The 18,595-nt window shown below is 53.7% G+C and carries 17 protein-coding genes and 1 rRNA gene; 12 read left to right on the forward strand and 6 right to left on the reverse strand.

Features of this window, described 5'->3' with window-relative positions; translation table 11 throughout:
* Positions 1-85: ribosomal RNA gene (rrf, locus tag WFK59_RS22155) — 5S ribosomal RNA — on the forward strand; the annotation flags it as partial.
* A gap of 83 nt (positions 86-168) precedes the next feature.
* Here the strand turns inward: rrf and mobB are convergent.
* Entirely contained in the window at positions 169-675 is a 507-nt protein-coding gene (gene mobB / locus WFK59_RS21075; RefSeq protein WP_336757277.1) for a molybdopterin-guanine dinucleotide biosynthesis protein MobB, read from the reverse strand.
* Between the two features lies 1 nt (position 676).
* Positions 677-1,243, reverse strand: a complete 567-nt coding sequence (gene mobA, locus WFK59_RS21080) for a molybdenum cofactor guanylyltransferase MobA (protein WP_233985809.1) — start codon at positions 1,241-1,243, stop codon at positions 677-679.
* 46 nt (positions 1,244-1,289) lie between these two features.
* Between mobA and WFK59_RS21085 the strand changes: the two genes are divergently transcribed.
* The 5 genes from WFK59_RS21085 (at position 1,290) to WFK59_RS22160 (ending at position 6,748) form a co-directional block, all read left to right on the forward strand.
* A complete protein-coding gene (locus WFK59_RS21085) occupies positions 1,290-1,565 on the forward strand; it encodes a YihD family protein (RefSeq protein WP_233985810.1) in 276 nt (91 codons plus the stop codon).
* Positions 1,566-1,610: 45 nt separating this feature from the next.
* Positions 1,611-2,597 carry a serine/threonine protein kinase gene (locus WFK59_RS21090; protein ID WP_233988109.1) on the forward strand — a complete coding sequence of 329 codons (987 nt, stop codon included), beginning with the start codon at positions 1,611-1,613 and terminating at the stop codon, positions 2,595-2,597.
* A 26-nt stretch (positions 2,598-2,623) separates the two neighbouring features.
* A complete protein-coding gene (dsbA, locus tag WFK59_RS21095; protein WP_233985811.1) occupies positions 2,624-3,253 on the forward strand; it encodes a thiol:disulfide interchange protein DsbA in 630 nt (209 codons plus the stop codon).
* Between the two features lie 375 nt (positions 3,254-3,628).
* A complete protein-coding gene (gene polA, locus WFK59_RS21100) occupies positions 3,629-6,415 on the forward strand; it encodes a DNA polymerase I (protein WP_336757210.1) in 2,787 nt (928 codons plus the stop codon).
* Positions 6,416-6,700: 285 nt separating this feature from the next.
* Positions 6,701-6,748 (forward strand): spot 42 RNA, inhibition of DNA synthesis, encoded by a 48-nt coding sequence (locus WFK59_RS22160; RefSeq protein WP_071892919.1) that lies wholly within the window; start codon positions 6,701-6,703, stop codon positions 6,746-6,748.
* 84 nt (positions 6,749-6,832) lie between these two features.
* Here the strand turns inward: WFK59_RS22160 and yihA are convergent, their stop codons facing one another.
* Positions 6,833-7,468 (reverse strand): ribosome biogenesis GTP-binding protein YihA/YsxC, encoded by a 636-nt coding sequence (gene yihA, locus WFK59_RS21105; protein WP_233985813.1) that lies wholly within the window; start codon positions 7,466-7,468, stop codon positions 6,833-6,835.
* A gap of 552 nt (positions 7,469-8,020) precedes the next feature.
* Here yihA and yihI point away from each other — a divergent pair.
* Both yihI and hemN read left to right on the forward strand, forming a co-directional pair.
* Complete coding sequence (gene yihI, locus WFK59_RS21110) at positions 8,021-8,545, forward strand: Der GTPase-activating protein YihI (RefSeq protein ID WP_233985814.1); 525 nt, start codon at positions 8,021-8,023, stop codon at positions 8,543-8,545.
* A 236-nt stretch (positions 8,546-8,781) separates the two neighbouring features.
* Positions 8,782-10,155: an oxygen-independent coproporphyrinogen III oxidase gene (hemN, locus tag WFK59_RS21115; RefSeq protein ID WP_233985815.1), complete on the forward strand. Its 1,374-nt coding sequence runs from the start codon at positions 8,782-8,784 to the stop codon at positions 10,153-10,155.
* 38 nt (positions 10,156-10,193) lie between these two features.
* On the opposite strand, the gene glnG is transcribed toward hemN, so the two are convergent.
* From glnG to glnA, 3 genes are all read right to left on the reverse strand, one after another.
* Positions 10,194-11,603: a nitrogen regulation protein NR(I) gene (gene glnG, locus WFK59_RS21120; RefSeq protein WP_031377264.1), complete on the reverse strand. Its 1,410-nt coding sequence runs from the start codon at positions 11,601-11,603 to the stop codon at positions 10,194-10,196.
* A gap of 7 nt (positions 11,604-11,610) precedes the next feature.
* Entirely contained in the window at positions 11,611-12,660 is a 1,050-nt protein-coding gene (glnL, locus tag WFK59_RS21125) for a nitrogen regulation protein NR(II) (RefSeq protein ID WP_233985816.1), read from the reverse strand.
* A 138-nt stretch (positions 12,661-12,798) separates the two neighbouring features.
* Positions 12,799-14,208, reverse strand: coding sequence for a glutamate--ammonia ligase (gene glnA, locus WFK59_RS21130; protein WP_031377263.1), 1,410 nt, complete (start codon positions 14,206-14,208; stop codon positions 12,799-12,801).
* A 436-nt stretch (positions 14,209-14,644) separates the two neighbouring features.
* Here glnA and typA point away from each other — a divergent pair, with 436 nt between their 5' ends.
* From typA to dtd, 4 genes are all read left to right on the forward strand, one after another.
* The gene (gene typA / locus WFK59_RS21135) at positions 14,645-16,468 is read left to right on the forward strand and encodes a ribosome-dependent GTPase TypA (protein WP_046289508.1); all 1,824 of its coding nucleotides are present in this window, start codon (positions 14,645-14,647) and stop codon (positions 16,466-16,468) included.
* A 211-nt stretch (positions 16,469-16,679) separates the two neighbouring features.
* Positions 16,680-17,276 (forward strand): glucose-1-phosphatase, encoded by a 597-nt coding sequence (gene yihX, locus WFK59_RS21140; protein WP_233985817.1) that lies wholly within the window; start codon positions 16,680-16,682, stop codon positions 17,274-17,276.
* Positions 17,277-17,279: 3 nt separating this feature from the next.
* Positions 17,280-18,149 carry a virulence factor BrkB family protein gene (locus WFK59_RS21145; protein ID WP_233985818.1) on the forward strand — a complete coding sequence of 290 codons (870 nt, stop codon included), beginning with the start codon at positions 17,280-17,282 and terminating at the stop codon, positions 18,147-18,149.
* Positions 18,146-18,583: a D-aminoacyl-tRNA deacylase gene (dtd, locus tag WFK59_RS21150; protein ID WP_336757213.1), complete on the forward strand. Its 438-nt coding sequence runs from the start codon at positions 18,146-18,148 to the stop codon at positions 18,581-18,583. Before WFK59_RS21145 ends, dtd begins: the two co-directional genes overlap by 4 nt.
* Positions 18,584-18,595: the final 12 nt, after the last annotated feature.

An 18,595-nucleotide genomic window follows, 5' to 3' on the forward strand; every position in this document is an offset into this window, starting at 1 on the left:
ACCCCATGCCGAACTCAGAAGTGAAACGCCGTAGCGCCGATGGTAGTGTGGGGTCTCCCCATGCGAGAGTAGGGAACTGCCAGGCATCATATCAGTGAAGAAGCCCCGCACAGCAGTGCGGGGCTTTTTTACGTCTGAAGATCGCTGAAATCCTGTCAAAACATGGCATCAGCGGGCTTTCAGCCAGTCTGCAATGAACGTTGCAATCGCCACTGGCTGGTTTAAATCCAGCACCGGCACCGATAATCTAAGCGCCCGATCGCTGGCGACCGCAATGACCTGCTCATCCAGCAGATCCTCTACGCCCCCTTTGATACCGGCGCGCCACAACACAATTTTTGGTACTGCCTCGTTTTTGAATCCTTCCACCAATACCAGATCCAGTAATGAGTGATCCATTCTGCTCACCAGATAGGAAAGGTCGATGGGCTCTTCATCGGGTGTTTCACACATCAGTGCACAACGCTGAGAACTGGCCACGATGACCTGATTGGCTCCCGCTTTTCTGAGCAGATAACTGTCCTTGCCAGGCGTATCTACATCCATCTGATGATGCGTATGTTTGATCAATCCACTGCGAATCCCATGACTGCTGAGAATCGGTATAACTTTCTGTAGAAGCGTGGTTTTTCCGGTACCGCTCCAGCCGACCACACCAAGTAACGGTAGCGACATATTAAAATCTCTCATCCAGATCATCCGGAGTATTAATGTTGTGAAAGGCGGATTCGTCATCCGCTAACAGCACCCCATGCCCGCCCTGATCGCGCAGAAACTGCATCAGACGCCGCTCACCCGCCTGCAGGTATTGATAGAGTGGTGCAGCAACGTCGCGGTGGATCAGCGCCAGCGTCGGATGATCGCGCTCCTGTGAGCGTACCCATACGGCGGATGCATCGTCCCGTTGTTGCACCAGCTGCTCAACAAAGTTAAGCGGGATAGCGGGCGTGTCACAGGAACTGAACACCGCCCACTCTCCTTCAATCGCGCGTAACGCACTGTAGATCCCCGCCAGCGGACCAGGAAAATCGTCATGTTCATCCTGCACAACCCGACATCCGCTTAACTGATAACGATCAATATTACGATTCGCGTTAATTATGACAATGTCGACTTGTGGCCGTAGCCGTTCGAGGACATGCTGATACAACGGCTTGCCATTCAGTGGCACTAATCCTTTGTCCTGACCACCCATACGGCGGCCCTGACCTCCGGCCAGAATGACGCCGGTTAACTTTGTCATGGCATTGTCCTCGCTAATGACGTACTGAAAAACAGGAGTAAGTGATATGAAATGCCATCGTCTGAATGAGTTGATTGAATTGCTGCAACCCGCCTGGCAAAAAGAACCCGATCTTAACCTCATTGCATTTTTACAGAAACTGGCAGAGGAAGCGGGTTTCCGTGGCCCATTAAGTGAATTAACCGACGATGTATTGATTTACCATCTCAAAATGCGTGATGCGGCCAGCCACGACGAAATACCTGGCCTGAAAAAAGATCACGAGATCGATTTCAAAACGGCGTTGCTGCGCGCACGGGGTGTCATTAAAGATGACGAGTAGTGTTATCCTTATCCGCTAAATACACGGGTAACTACAGGTAACATGATGAGCGACGCTGCGTTTAACTTTCAGACCCTGAATCCCGATGTGCTGCTGGATGCGCTTTGGGAAACAGGAATACGCGTCGAATCAGGCCTGACCGCACTGAATAGCTATGAAAACCGGGTCTATCAATTCAGTGATGATGACAAACGCCGTTACGTCGCTAAATTTTACCGTCCGCAACGCTGGCATGCAGAACAGATTGTTGAAGAGCATCAGTACGCGCTTGATCTGCTGGCTGACGAAGTGCCTATCGCCGCACCGCTGGTTTTACAGGGCAACACATTGCAGAGCCATGCCGGCTTCTATTTTGCGGTGTTTCCCAGCCTCGGCGGGCGCCAGTATGAAACGGATAACGAAGATCAGATGGAGTGGGTTGGACGCTTTCTCGGGCGGATCCATCAGACCGGCCGTAAAGCGCTGTTCAGCCAGCGTCCCACTATCGGGCTGGATGAATACCTCCATCAGCCGCGTGAGGTGCTGGAGCAGTGTCTGTTAGTTCCTGCCTCATTGAAAGGAGCACTGCTTCAGGCTGTCGATAAGCTGGGTAACACCTTACAGCAGCGCTGGCATACTGCGTGGCAGCCGCTACGATTACACGGAGATTGTCATCCGGGTAATATTCTGTGGCGCGACGGACCTCTGTTTGTTGATCTGGATGATGCCCGCAATGGCCCGGCAGTGCAGGATCTCTGGATGCTGATCAGCGGTGATCGGCAGGAGCAGCGCATTCAGTGGGATATCCTGCTGGAGGCGTACGGTGAATTTAGTGATTTTGATATTAATGAATTGTCACTGATTGAACCTTTACGCGCGATGCGCATGGTTTATTATCTGGCCTGGGTGGTCCGGCGCTGGCAGGATCCCGCTTTTCCGCGCGCCTTCCCCTGGATGACAGATGAAGATTTCTGGCGCCGGCAGATTTCGCTTTTTACCGAGCAGGAGAAGCTGTTGCAGGAACCTCCTTTGCAGCTGACCCCGCAATTTTAATGAAGTAGTCAGGAGAGTTTTTCACGATGAAAAAGATTTGGTTTGCACTGATCGGTTTAGTGCTGGCGTTCAGCGCGTCTGCTGCACAATTCACCGAGGGGAAACAATTTGTCAGCCTGCAGAAGCCGGTTGCAGGCGAACCTCAGGTGTTGGAGTTTTTCTCCTTCTTCTGCCCGCACTGCTATCAGTTCGAACGTATTTATCACGTCAATGATGCGGTGAAAAAGAACCTGCCTGCTGAGACTAAGATGGTGAAATACCACGTTGATTTCCTTGGTGGTGACTTAGGTCCGGTCGTCACTCAGGCATGGGCAGTTGCCATGGCGTTAGGTGTGGAAGATAAAGTCACCGCACCACTCTTTGACGGGATTCAGAAAACCCAGACCATTACCGATCCTGCCAGTCTGAAACAGACCTTTATCACCGCGGCTGGCATCTCAGCAGCGGATTACGATGCAGCCTGGAACAGCTTTGCCGTGAAAGCACTGGTCGCTCAGCAGCAGAAAGCGGCGGCTGATGTCGATCTGCGTGGCGTGCCAGCGATTTTCGTTAATGGTAAATACATGATCAATAACGGCGGTCTGGATACCAGCTCTATGGATAATTTCGTTGCCGATTACGCCAACGTCGTGAAATTCCTGGTCAGCCAGAAGTAACCCGCGGCCTGACCCCTCAACGCCAGCGCTGCTGGCGTTTTTTTTGCTCCTCGATCGGCGACAGCATTTTTATCCATCGCCTGGGCATAAATTTAATATCCACACAAGGGATCGCGCTATTAAAAATAGCGATCGGGTCACAGAAATTAGCTAACCTCATGAAAAACAATGGATTAAATCAGGTGTGATTTAGTTAAACGCCTAAAAAACAGCGCCTTATAATTTTTACGCACAAAGTTATCCACAGAACGATCGTTGCGATCTTCTGCTCAAAAGCGTTAAAAACTCCGGACGCAGCTCGCCTTATTTCACCATTCTTGCCAGGTTGTGGCATCCTTATAGACCAATCCATGGCAACGAAGAATAGACAGACTTATGGCGCAAATAGCAGAAAATCCCCTGATTCTGGTTGATGGCTCATCCTATCTTTACCGCGCGTATCACGCGTTCCCGCCGCTGACCAATAGTGCAGGTGAACCCACAGGCGCCATGTATGGCGTGCTTAATATGCTGAAAAGCCTGCTGGTGCAATATAGCCCAAGTCACGTTGCTGTGGTGTTTGATGCCAAAGGCAAAACGTTCAGGGACGAGCTGTTTGAGCATTACAAATCGCATCGGCCGCCAATGCCAGACGACCTGCGCGCGCAAATCGAACCGCTGCATGAAATGGTACGCGCCATGGGATTACCGCTGCTGGCTGTCAGCGGCGTTGAGGCGGATGATGTTATTGGTACGCTGGCGCTTGAGGCCGAGAAAAAAGGCCGCGCAGTGCTGATCAGCACCGGTGATAAAGATATGGCGCAGCTGGTGACGCCGGGTATCACCCTGATTAATACCATGACCAACACCATTCTGGGACCGGAAGAGGTTGAGCAGAAATATGGTGTACCACCCGCTTTGATTATCGATTTCCTCGCCATGATGGGTGACAGCTCGGATAACATCCCTGGCGTTCCCGGCGTCGGGGAAAAAACGGCGCAGGCACTGTTACAGGGGCTGGGCGGGATGCGCTCTATTTACGACAATCTGGACAAAGTCGCCGAACTGTCGTTCCGCGGTGCCAAAACCATGGCAGCCAAACTTGAACAGAACCGTGATGTCGCGTTTCTCTCGTATCAGCTGGCGACCATTAAAACCGACGTTGAACTGGAATTACCCTGTGAAGAACTGACGGTCACTGAACCGGATGTTGCGGCATTACATACGCTGTTCAGCCGTTATGAGTTCAAACGCTGGCTGAATGATCTGCAGGATGGCAAATGGCTTCAGGGCAAAAAGAGCAGCCCTCAGGCGCAAAAAGGGCTGTCTGATGAGCCGGTAGCTGTGGTTGAGGCCAGCAGTGTGCTCTCGGCCGATGGCTATGTCACTATCCTGGATCAGGCGACCTTTGATAGCTGGCTGGAGAAACTGAAGCACAGCGAGGTGTTCGCTTTTGATCTGGAAACCGATTCGCTGGATACCCTGAGTGCCAGTATTGTGGGTATCGGCTTTGCGGTGGCGCCAGGTGAAGCTGCCTATCTGCCGGTAGCACATGATTATCTCGATGCGCCAGAGCAACTCGATCGCACCGCCGTGCTGGCACAGCTCAAACCGCTGCTGGAAGATGCCAGCGCCTGGAAGGTTGGCCAGAACCTCAAATACGATCGCGGCGTACTGAAGAACTACGACATTGAACTGGCAGGTATCAAATTCGACACCATGCTGGAGTCCTACATTCTTAACAGCGTCGTGGGCAAACATGATATGGATAGCCTGTCGGCGCGCTGGCTGAACCATAAAACCGTCACTTTCCAGGAAATCGCCGGCAAAGGCAAAAACCAGCTCACCTTCAATCAAATCGCCCTGGAACAGGCGGCGCATTATGCGGCTGAAGACGCCGACGTGACCTTACAGCTGCATCTGAAGATGTGGCCGGAGCTGGAGAAAGAAGCGGGCCCGAAAAAAGTCTTTGAGCAAATTGAGATGCCGCTACTGACGGTGATTTCGCGTATTGAGCGTAATGGCGTATTGATTGATCAATCTATTCTGGCGCAGCATTCGAAAGAACTCACCGCCCGTCTGGCTGAACTGGAGCTGAAAGCGCATGAACTGGCGGGCGAGCCGTTCAACCTCTCTTCGACCAAGCAGTTACAGGTTATTCTGTTTGAAAAGCAGGGCATCAAACCGACCAAAAAAACCCCTGGTGGGGCACCGTCAACCAGTGAAGAGGTGTTAGCTGAGCTGGCACTGGACTATCCGTTGCCTAAAGTGATTCTGGAACATCGCGGATTGTCCAAACTGAAGTCGACCTATACCGATAAATTACCGCTGATGATTAATCCGGTAAGTGGCCGGGTCCATACCTCTTATCATCAGGCGGTTACCGCGACCGGACGCTTATCCTCGACCGATCCTAACCTGCAGAACATTCCGGTACGCAACGACGAAGGTCGCCGTATCCGCCAGGCTTTCATCGCAGCCAAAGGTCATCGCATCGTCGCGGCTGACTATTCGCAAATCGAACTGCGCATCATGGCGCATCTCTCGCAGGATAAAGGATTGCTGGATGCGTTCGCTCAGGGTGAAGATATCCACCGGGCAACCGCAGCTGAAGTCTTTGGCGTCGCGCTGGATAAGGTTAGTGGAGAACAGCGCCGCAGCGCCAAAGCGATCAACTTTGGTCTGATCTATGGGATGAGCGCATTTGGTCTGTCACGGCAGTTAAACATCGGTGCCGGCGAAGCGAAAAAGTATATGGATCTCTACTTTGAACGTTATCCTGGCGTACTGAGCTACATGGAAAATACCCGTCAGCTGGCAGCCAACAAAGGCTATGTCGAAACGCTGGAAGGACGTCGGCTGTGGTTGCCGGATATCAAATCCAGCAACGCAATACGGCGTAAAGCGGCGGAACGTGCGGCGATCAATGCGCCAATGCAGGGAACGGCGGCTGACATTATTAAGCGTGCCATGATTGCGGTCGATGGCTGGTTAGAGCAGGAAAAAGAGAGCGGCGTCCGGATGATTATGCAGGTTCATGATGAACTGGTATTTGAGGTCAGATCGGATGCGGTTGAGTCTGCCAGTAAAAAAATCCAGGCATTAATGGAAGGCAGCGTTCAGCTTGACGTACCGTTGCTGGTTGAAATCGGCGTCGGCGATAACTGGGATGAAGCCCACTAACCGGTCAATATCGGCTGGCACGGCGGCGTGGGTGCCAGCCTGAACTGAGGCATAAGTAAATCGTTTACTTAATCGCTTCAGCTGGCGCTCTGGCCGTCTGAGCCGTACGGGGAAGAGTAACTACTTATCGGCTAAGCACTTTTTACGTCATTAAACTACATCACAACGCTATTTTTGTGACGCGCACGGTAAAAAAAGGCCGGATTGATGTAAGTAAGCAACAAAAAAGCCTTTGTGGCTCAGAAAAAATCAGGTAAAGTTCGAGGCGTAGGGTACAGAGGTAAGATGTTCTATCTTTCAGACCTTTTACTTCACGTAATCGGATTTGGCTGAATTTAGCCGCCCCAGTCATTCTGTGACTGGGGCGTTTTTTATTGGGCTTTTGCTGAACCTAACGGGCGGGCTGATGCGAGGGGCTTACTCTTCCCCATCCTGATCGTCGCGTGCAGGCTCCAGGTTACTGAACCAGCCATCCAGCTTCTGACGGACTTTATCCACGCCAATCTTCTTCAGCGACGAAAAGAGCTCGACCTGCACATCCCCCATAAAGGCCAGTGAGGCTTCACGTACCATCGTCAGTTGCGCTTTACGGGCACCCGAGGCGAGCTTGTCTGCTTTGGTCAGCAGCAGCAGTACCGGGATGCTGCTTTCCACAGCCCATTGAATCATCTGCTGATCCAGGTCTTTAAGCGGATGGCGAATATCCATCAACACCACCAGACCTTTCAGCGCCTGCCGTTTTTGCAGATACTCACCTAATGCACGTTGCCATTTCAGCTTCATCTCTTCCGGGACTTCGGCATAGCCGTAACCGGGCAGGTCGACCAGGCGCTTACCTTCTGTTACTTCAAACAGGTTAATCAACTGGGTGCGGCCAGGCGTTTTACTGGTACGCGCCAGGCTTTTCTGGTTGGTTAAGGTATTCAGTGCGCTGGATTTACCGGCGTTAGAGCGGCCAGCAAAGGCGACTTCGATACCGGTATCGGCAGGAAGATGGCGGATATCCGGCGCGCTCAGGACAAAATGGGTTACGTGATAATTCAATTCAGACAAAGTGACACTCCAGAAAACGCATTAAGGCAATGGCGCCGATTATACGCGTTATGGCGCGAAAGTGCTCAACCGCTTGGCGATGGCGGCTTTTGTAAGAGATTTGCCATAGAGGTTGCCCGTTATGTCGTTTTTTACTTTAATTACTAAAAATAAAAAACAATATTATTCATTAGGTTATAAATAAGTGGTCTTTTTTTGCAGCAACTAATCTTGCCGCTGACTTGAGGCTTTTACCAGTTGGTCTACATTAGTGTGCAGTGCATGGCAGCACCCATCAGGATGATGCGCTCAGGGATGTCAGGAAGGCAAAGAGCGAGGGAGTGGAAATGGTCAGGGATATGGACCAGACAGGGATAAGGAAAAGCTCAGGGGAGATGAGCAGGCGCAGGATTGACCGGGATGTTGTGAGCCGAAAAGGATTTAAAACATGATTCCTTCTTATGAAGGTATGAAATAAGGCGACAGCTTGAGCTGTCGCCTTTTTTCTTTGGCTACTTTCTGCTAGATTTCGCCGCAATTCTATACTGAATAAAAAAGCCGGGACTGAACACTATGAAGCAACCTGCACGAGCTGCGCACGGCAAACCTGCCGTCAAAGCCAAACGTAAATCGCGTGACGATATTAATAACGAAGCTCGCGATCGCAAACGTGATAAAAAGCACCGCGGCCATGCGTCAGGCAGCCGTGCAAATCCGGCCGCAACGGACAACAACGGCGGACGCCAGGCCAGCCAGGCTAAAGATCCCCGCATCGGCAGCAAAAAACCGGTCGCGCTGATTGCGGATGGGAAAACTACGGCCGCCCCAGTGAAGAAAAGCGTGGCGAAACCGGCAGCAGAGAAAAAAGTACGTCTGACGCCGGAAGAAGAGCTGGCGAAGCTGGAAAATGACGAACGCCTGGATGCGCTGCTGGATCGGCTGGAAAATGGCGAAACCCTTTCGGCGGAAGATCAGGGCTGGCTGGACGCCGCACTCGATCGTATCGACGAACTGATGGAGCAGTTAGGCATCGCCATGGATGACGGCGATGACGAGCAGGCGGAAGAAGATATGTACCGTCTGCTTAAAGGCAACTAAGCCAATTTGATCGGCATGCGTTTTTCGCATGCCGCGCTTCTCAGGTAAACAACAATGTTTTGGCCTGGATCAATTTTCGCGCTGCTGGCGACATGTTATCTGCTGTGGTTATTGTTTAAACTACGTCGCCTGTCGCGCCTGAAGCAACGTTTACGTCGGGTTTCTTCTGCCCGCTCACCTTTCATCCCTTCTTCATCGCGACCTTCTCTTAGACGACGTCACCGGAAGGAGTGAGCATGCCATCGCTGCAGATTGATTGGGACCAGGCGCTGATTGAAAAATACAATTATGCCGGCCCGCGTTATACCTCCTATCCCACTGCGCTGGAGTTTAGCGAGCAATATGGTGAGGCCGATTTCCAGCGTGCGGTAGCGCGCTATCCGGAGCGCCCACTCTCGCTTTATGTTCATATCCCGTTCTGTCATCGTCTTTGTTACTTCTGTGGCTGCAATAAAATAGTGACGCGTCAGCGCCATAAAGCCGATCGCTACCTGGATGTACTGGAGCAGGAGATCATTCAGCGCGCGCCGCTGTTCCGCCAGCGTCAGGTGAGCCAGCTGCACTGGGGCGGCGGCACACCGACCTTTCTTGATAAGTCACAGATTAGCCGGCTGGTGGCACTGCTGAAGCAGCATTTTACGGTGGCAGACGATGCCGAAATGTCGATCGAGGTTGATCCGCGTGAAATTGAGCTGGATGTGATCGATCATCTGCGCGCGCTGGGGTTTAATCGCCTGAGCATGGGCGTGCAGGACTTTAACAAAGCGGTACAGCAGCGGGTCAATCGGGTACAGGATGAAGCGGTCATCTTTGGTCTGATGGCGCGGGCGCGTGAACAGGGTTTCAGCTCAACCAGCATCGATCTGATCTACGGTTTGCCGCTACAAACGCCGGAAAGCTTTGCCTATACGCTGCAGCGGGTGCTGGCGCTTAATCCCGACCGGCTGAGCGTGTTCAACTATGCCCATCTGCCCGCACTGTTCGCCGCCCAGCGAAAAATCAAAGATGATGAACTGCCGTCGGCGCAGCAAAAGCTCGATATCCTGCAGCAGACCATCGCTACCCTGACGCAGCAGGGCTACCAGTTTATCGGGATGGATCATTTTGCGAAGCCACAGGATGAGCTGGCCATTGCGCAGCGCGAAGGGCAACTGCATCGTAACTTCCAGGGCTACACCACGCAGGGCGACAGCGATTTACTCGGCCTTGGCGTCTCCGCCATTAGCATGATTGGGGACAGCTACGCGCAGAACCAGAAAGTGCTCAATACGTGGTACAGCAGCGTGGAGCAGCAGGGCAATGGCCTGTGGCGTGGTGTGGCGTTAACTGACGATGATTGCCTGCGTCGTGAGGTTATTAAGAGCCTGATCTGCAACTTCTCGCTCGATTTTGCGGCGATTGAAAATCAGTGGGGCATTCGCTTTGGCGACTACTTTGCCGAAGACCTGGCGCTGCTGAAACCGTTAATCGCGGATGGGCTGGTGGAGCAAACGACGACGGGCTTGCAGGTGACGGGGGTGGGGCGCTTGCTGATCCGCAATATCTGTATGTGTTTTGATCGCTACCTGCGTCAGAAAGCGCGTCAGCAGCAATTCTCCCGGGTGATCTGAACAGACGGGCTGAGTCTCCCCAGCCCGTCTCAGCAACCTTATTCCATGCCCAGCTCTTTCAGCTTGCGCGTCAGCGTGTTGCGTCCCCAACCCAGTAACCGGGCGGCTTCCTGTTTATGCCCCTGCGTATGGCGCAGGGCGGTAGTCAGCAAGGTGCGCTCCATCTCTGGCTGTGCTTCTGACAACAGATTCTGATGACCGGAACGCAGCGCGCGATCGGCCCACTGCGCCAGCAGCGTGGCCCAGCTGTCCGGCAGCGACTGCACCGGATTTTCCGGCGTACTGGATTCAAACAGTTCGGCCGGCAGATCCTGAATCAAGACTTCCTGACCGGCCGCCATCACCGTCAGCCAGCGACAGGTATTCTCCAGCTGACGCACGTTACCAGACCAGTGCAGACGGGTAAGCGCCGCTTCGGTTTCCGGATGCAGGATTTTCGCCTCTACGCCCAGCTCACGGGCGGCTACCTGCAGGAAGTAACGCGCCAGCCGTGGAATATCCTCACGGCGCTCACGCAGCGGTGGCAGATGCACACGAATGACATTCAGGCGGTGAAACAGATCCTCACGGAACTTGCCTTCCTGCACCCGCAGTTCCAGATTCTGGTGGGTTGCAGCGATGATACGCACGTCGACTTTGACCGGCGCATAACCGCCGACACGATAAAACTGACCATCGGCCAGCACGCGTAACAGACGGGTCTGCACGTCGAGCGGCATATCGCCAATCTCATCTAAAAACAGTGTGCCGCCGTCAGCCTGCTCAAAACGGCCCTGACGAATCTGGTTAGCGCCGGTAAACGCCCCTTTTTCATGGCCGAACAGCTCAGACTCAATCAAATCTTTCGGGATAGCCGCCATGTTCAGCGCGATAAAGGGCGCTTTAGTGCGGGGGCTGTGGCGGTGCAGCGCATGAGCCACCAGCTCTTTACCGGTACCGGATTCGCCGTTGATCAGCACGCTGATTGAGGATCGCGACAGACGGCCAATGATGCGGAACACATCCTGCATCGCTGGCGCTTCACCAATGATATCTGTGGTGGGTCCGCTGACCGGCTGATTACGCGGCTGCTGCTGCTCCTGATAGTGACTGATGGCGCGCTCAACCAGCGCAACCGCTTCGTCAATATCGAAGGGCTTAGGCAGGTAATCAAAGGCTCCTTGCTGGTAGGCGCTGACCGCCGCATCCAGATCGGAGTGGGCCGTCATTATGATGACCGGGAGCATCGGATGGCGCTGTTTAATCTGCTTCAGCAGCGCCAGGCCATCCATGCCGGGCATGCGAATATCTGATAATAAAACGTCCGGGGTTTTGGTCGAGAGTGCGTCCAGCACCTCTTTAGCGCTGTCAAAGGTGGCGCAGCTTAAACCGGCTCCAGTGAGCGCGCGTTCAAGCACCCAGCGGATGGAGCTATCGTCATCGACGATCCAGACTATCCCTCGTTGCATAGAAACCTCACTGGCGAATGGGCAGGTAAACCGAGAATTCGGTGTGTCCCGGCCAACTGTTAAATTCTATTTTTCCTGAATGCTGATCAATCAGGCTACGGGCGATGGAGAGGCCTAAACCGGTTCCGCCTTCACGGCCGCTGACCATCGGATAAAACAGCGTATCCTGCAGCTGGGCGGGAATGCCGGGGCCATCATCTTCAATATCAATCCGCGCCACCAGACGGTAACGGGTGCCGTGCAGCGTTAACTGGAACGCGGTACGGGTTCGAATCACAATGGTGCCGCCGTCGTCGCCCAACGCCTGCAGCGCGTTGCGTACCACGTTAAGCAGCACCTGTTCAATTTGATCGGGGTCGTGCGGCAGTTCCGGCAGGCTGGGATCGTAATCACGTACCAGAGAGACATTGTCCGGCAGCTCCATCGACACCAGATTGACCACACGCTCTGCCACCTGATGAATGCTCTGGGTGATGTGCATGCCAGGCTGCTGCGGTCCTAACAGACGATCGACCAGGTTTCTCAGCCGGTCGGCCTGTTCAATAATCACTTTGGTATATTCGTTCAGCGACGGATCGGGCAGGGCGCGCGACAACAGCTGGGCGGCTCCGCGTAATCCCCCCAGCGGATTTTTAATTTCGTGTGCCAGGCCACGAACCAAATCGCGAGCGGCCACCTGCTGGGCGTGCTGTAACTGTTCCTGACTGAGGCGACGCTGATTATCCATCGGCGCCATTTCCAGCAGAATTAAGCCATCGGGCAAACGCTGGGCGGTCAGCGACATGATGTGCGCGCGACCATCTACCACCAGCGTGACTTCACTGTCCGTAAATCCCTGGCCAGCCTCAAGACTCTCGCGCATCACCTCAATATTCAGCGAAAAGTAGCCGGTCAGTTCCGGTAACGGCGTGCCGAACAATTTACGTGAGCTTTGCGCCAGTAATTGCTGCGCCGCCGGATTGGCGTAGTGAATAACCAGGTCGTTATCCACCAACAAAATACTGTTGATTAACGCGTTGAGAATCTGCCCTGCGTCGGGCAGAGAGCCAGTTGCCATACAGCGTTCCTCTGCACTAAGTTAGTGCATTTTAGTCTTTAAGCCGGAATGAAGGCGAATGAACGGTGAATTCGCGGAGAAAAAAGCCCATCCGAAGATGGGCTGAAAGTTTCCACGGCAACAAAAACGTCTGACCAATTAAACGCTGTAGTAAAGCTCGAACTCTACCGGGTGTGGCGTCATGCGAACGCGGTCCAGTTCTGCTTTACGCAGTTCGATGTAAGCATCGATGGTTTCGTCGGTGAACACGCCGCCACGGGTCAGGAACTCGCGGTCTTCGTTCAGGGCGTTCAGCGCTTCTTCCAGCGAGCCAGCCACTTTTGGAATCTCAGCTTCTTCTTCCGGTGGCAGGTCGTACAGATTTTTATCCATCGCATCGCCAGGATGGATTTTGTTGATGATGCCGTCGAGGCCAGCCATCAGCAGCGCGGTAAACGCCAGGTATGGGTTAGCCGCTGGGTCCGGGAAGCGCGCTTCAATACGACGGGCTTTCGGGCTGGCAACCACCGGGATACGGATAGAGGCGGAACGGTTACGGGCAGAGTATGCCAGCATGACCGGTGCTTCATAACCCGGGACCAGACGCTTGTAAGAGTTGGTGGTCGGGTTCGCCAGGGCGTTGATCGCTTTGGCGTGCTTGATGATGCCGCCGATATAGAACAGCGCCATTTCAGACAGGCCGCCGTATTTGTCACCGGAGAACAGGTTCTGGCCACCTTTAGAAAGTGACATATGGCAGTGCATACCTGAACCGTTGTCGCCAAACATTGGCTTCGGCATAAAGGTCGCAGTTTTGCCGTAGGCGTGCGCCACGTTGTGCACGACATATTTGTAGATCTGAATTTCGTCAGCTTTTTTGGTCATGGTGTTGAAGCGGGTTGCCACTTCGTTCTGACCAGCGGTTGCGACTTCGTGGTGATGGGCTTCAACCACCAGACCCATCTGCTCCATGGTCAGACACATGGCAGAACGGATGTCCTGTGATGAGTCAACCGGTGGCACCGGGAAGTAGCCGCCTTTCAGACCTGGACGGTGACCTTTGTTACCGCCTTCGTATTCTTTGCCGGTGTTCCAGGCCGCTTCGATATCATCGATAGCCACGTGTGAACCGGAGGTCGATGAACCGAAACGGATATCATCGAACAGGAAGAATTCTGGTTCCGGGCCAAACAGCACGGTATCAGCTATGCCGGAAGAGCGCAGGAAATCTTCAGCGCGCTTGGCAATCGAGCGTGGGTCACGATCGTAGCCCTGCATGGTGCCAGGCTCGAGAATGTCACAACGGATGATCAGCGTGGAATCTTCAAAGAAAGGGTCCATGACCGCCGTGGTCGCGTCAGGCATCAGCACCATGTCTGATTCGTTAATGCCTTTCCAGCCACCGATGGAGGAGCCATCGAACATTTTGCCTTCTTCGAAGAAGTCAGCGTTAACCTGGTGAGCAGGGATAGTAACGTGCTGTTCTTTACCTTTGGTATCGGTAAAACGCAGGTCAACAAACTTAACTTCATGCTCGTTCATCATCGAGAGAACGTGTTCAGCGGACATACTCAACTCTCCTGGAAATGGTCATTGTCTACATGGTGAGGGAACGTCGTTGCCGGGAATGCGTTTCTGACTACTGCCATCCCTGACCTGGCTATTCCGGCACGCTCTTCACCCGTCGTCTGACTGGCGTTTGCGCTTAAAAGAGATAAAGCGAATTCTGTGCCAACTTTCGCGTAGTCAGTTAAATCGCCTTGTGGTGCACCTTTTTGTCCGGATTCACCTGCACCACGATGGTCGCCATGCACCATTATGGTGCTTATGGGTGATGATTGAGCACCAAATCGGTGCATCAGCCCAACTTAGTGCATTTTCTGCACCGGTAACAGGGCAAATTTACGCCCATGCAATAAACTTTCAGTGAAAAGTGTGATCGTGTTCAGTCTTCCGCTTAATCAGTGTACAATAACGCGCTATTTCTAATGCCTGAGGCAAAGCTGTGATCGAAAATTTGCGTAACATCGCCATCATCGCGCACGTTGACCATGGAAAGACCACCCTGGTTGACAAACTGCTGCAACAATCCGGTACTTTTGATGCCCGTACCGAAGCAACCGAGCGCGTGATGGACTCCAATGATTTGGAGAAAGAGCGTGGGATTACCATCCTCGCAAAAAACACCGCCATTAAGTGGAACGACTACCGTATCAACATCGTTGATACCCCAGGACACGCCGACTTCGGTGGTGAAGTTGAGCGCGTCATGTCCATGGTGGACTCGGTGCTGCTGGTTGTAGATGCGATGGATGGCCCTATGCCGCAAACCCGCTTCGTGACCAAAAAAGCGTTCGCGCATGGTCTGAAGCCGATTGTGGTTATCAACAAAGTAGACCGCCCGGGTGCGCGTCCGGATTGGGTTGTGGATCAGGTATTTGACCTGTTCGTCAACCTCGACGCGACTGACGAGCAGCTCGACTTCCCTATCATTTTCGCTTCGGCGCTGAATGGTATTGCTGGTCTGGAACACACTGATATGGCTGACGATATGACGCCACTGTATCAGGCGATCGTTGACCACGTTTCTCCACCACAGGTTGAAGCTGAAGCGCCACTGCAGATGCAAATCTCGCAGCTGGACTACAACAACTACCTGGGTGTTATCGGCATCGGTCGCATCAAACGCGGTAAAGTGAAGCCTAACCAGCAAGTCACTATCATTGATAGCGAAGGCAAAACCCGTAACGGTAAAGTCGGCAAAGTTCTGACTCACCTGGGTCTGGAGCGTATCGACAGCGATCTGGCAGAAGCGGGCGATATCATTGCTATCACCGGTCTGGGCGAGCTGAACATCTCTGACACCATCTGTGATCCACAGAACGTGCAGGCGTTGCCGGCACTGAGCGTCGATGAGCCAACAGTAACCATGTTCTTTAACGTCAACACCTCACCGTTCTGCGGTAAAGAAGGTAAGTACGTGACTTCACGTCAGATCCTTGAGCGTCTGAACAAAGAACTGGTTCACAACGTGGCGCTGCGTGTTGAAGAAACCGAAGATGCTGACGCGTTCCGCGTATCAGGTCGTGGTGAGCTGCACCTCTCTGTTCTGATCGAAAACATGCGTCGTGAAGGTTTCGAACTGGCGGTATCCCGTCCGAAAGTTATCTTCCGTGAAATCGATGGCCGCAAACAAGAGCCATTCGAGAACGTGACGCTGGATATCGAAGAGAACAACCAGGGTTCAGTCATGCAAGCCATGGGTGAGCGTAAGGGCGATCTGAAAAACATGGATCCGGATGGCAAAGGCCGCGTACGTCTCGACTACGTGATCCCAAGCCGTGGCCTGATTGGCTTCCGTAACGAATTCATGACCATGACGTCTGGTACCGGTCTGCTCTACTCCACCTTCAGCCACTACGACGACATTCGTCCAGGCGAAGTGGGCCAGCGTCAGAACGGCGTACTGATCTCTAACGGTCAGGGTAAAGCGGTTGCGTTTGCCCTGTTCGGCCTGCAGGACCGCGGTAAGCTGTTCCTGGGTCACGGTGCGGAAGTGTATGAAGGCCAGATCATCGGTATTCACAGCCGCTCTAACGACCTGACAGTTAACTGTCTGACCGGTAAGAAACTGACCAACATGCGTGCTTCCGGTACGGATGAAGCGACTACCCTGGTGCCGCCAATCAAGATGACGCTGGAGCAGGCGATCGAGTTCATCGATGATGACGAACTGGTTGAAGTCACGCCACAGTCAGTACGTATCCGTAAACGTCACCTGACTGAAAACGACCGTAAACGTGCTTCACGTGGTCCTAAAGACGCGTAATTCGCGCCTTTAATCGATAAAAAGCCCCGTTATAGGGGCTTTTTTTTGCCTGCAATTCCGATCCTGCACCACCAGGCCAGCGATGAGTAGGGTCTCAGCGCGCGCGTCTCAAGCGGTCATTGCCGTTTCCGCTTTTCTCTCCGCGGTTATCTGTTCAGCCCGCCCTTTTGCCGCTAGAGTGAATACTCCAGGGAACAGAAGGAGGCGCACCATGTTGTACATTTTTGATTTGGGCAATGTGATCATTGATATCGATTTTAACCGCGTGTTAGGTGTCTGGAGTGACCTTAGCCGCGTGCCGCTGGCGTCATTGCAAAGCCATTTTGTGATGGATGAAGCGTTTGAACAGCACGAGCGGGGCGAGATCAGCGATGAAGATTTCGCGTTAGCGCTGTGTGAAAAGCTGGAGATCGCCCTGAGTTACGAGCAGTTCACCGCAGGCTGGCAGGCGGTGTTTGTTGACGTGCGGCCTGAAACTCTGGCGCTGATGAACCGGCTGCGGCTGGAAGGACATCGGGTCGTGATCCTCTCCAATACCAACAAGCTGCACTGCGCCTTCTGGCCGACCCAGTACCCGGACGTGCAGCAGGCGGCGGATGCGCTCTACCTGTCGCAGGAACTCGGGATGCGCAAGCCGGAAGCGCGCATCTATCAGCACGTGCTGGAGGCGGAAGGCGTCAGTGCCGATCAGGCGGTCTTCTTCGACGATAACCCGCAGAATATTGACGCGGCGCGCGCGCTGGGCATTGAAAGCGTGCTGGTCACTGACAGCAAAACGGTGCCCGACTGGTTCGCAGGTCAGCATTAAACCATGACGTCACGTAAATTTCGTCCCGGGCTACATGCGTTCTGGCTGTGGCTTAAACTGTTATGGAAGCGGGTTGATGAAGATGGCATGACGACTCAGGCCGGCAATCTGGCTTTCGTCTCATTGCTGGCGCTGGTGCCGCTTATCGCGGTGGTGTTTGCACTGTTTGCGGCTTTCCCGGTCTTCTCCGACATCAGTGTGCAGTTAAAGCAGTTCATCTTTACTAACCTGATGCCGGCTGCGGGTAACACACTGCAACGCTATTTAGAGCAGTTTGTTGCCAACGTTAACCGCATGACCGCCGTCGGCGCGGTTGGTCTGATCGTCACGGCGCTACTGCTGATGCATTCGGTCGATACCGCACTGAATACCATCTGGCGCAGCAACAAGAAGCGGCCGATGGTCTATTCGTTTGCGGTTTACTGGATGATCCTGACGCTGGGTCCGCTGCTGGCCGGTGCCAGCCTGGCCATCAGCTCGTATCTGCTGTCGCTGCGCTGGATCAACGCCACCGGCGTGACCAGCCTGGTCGATCAGATGCTGCGCATCTTCCCGCTGCTGCTCTCCTGGTTCGCCTTCTGGCTGCTCTACAGCATTGTTCCCACCCAGCGGGTGCCACCGCGCGATGCGCTGATTGGCGCGCTGGTGGCGGGTGCGCTGTTTGAGCTGGGTAAAAAGGGCTTCGCGCTCTATGTTACGATGTTTCCCTCTTATCAGCTGATCTACGGCGTACTGGCCGTGATCCCGATTCTGTTCCTCTGGGTCTACTGGACCTGGTGTATTGTGTTGTTAGGCGCTGAAATTACTGTCGCATTAGCGGACTATCGCCAGTTAAAACAGCAGCACAGAGAAAAAGAACGTGAGGAAACATGATTGCATTGATTCAACGCGTGCAGCGCGCCAGCGTTAGCGTCGATCAGGTCGTGACAGGTGAAATCGGTAGCGGATTACTGGTGTTACTGGGCGTGGAAAAAGGTGATGACGCACAGCGTGCGGAGCGTCTCGCAGAACGGGTGCTGGGTTATCGCATCTTCGGTGATGAACAGGGCAAAATGAACCTGAGCGTCAAACAGGCTGGCGGCAGCGTGCTGGTGGTGTCGCAGTTTACCCTGGCGGCGGATACTAAAAAGGGCATGCGGCCCTCCTTTTCCGGCGGCGCGGAACCGGCGGAAGCTGAACGCCTGTATGAATATTTCAGCGACTGCTGTCGTCGGCAGGGCATCACCACTGAGAATGGCCGCTTTGCGGCAGATATGCAGGTCGCGCTGGTGAATGATGGTCCTGTAACCTTCTGGTTGCAGGTGTGAGATCGTCAGCCG

The sequence above is a fragment of the Pantoea sp. USHLN298 genome, assembly GCF_037149395.1.
Taxonomy (GTDB): domain Bacteria; phylum Pseudomonadota; class Gammaproteobacteria; order Enterobacterales; family Enterobacteriaceae; genus Pantoea; species Pantoea astica.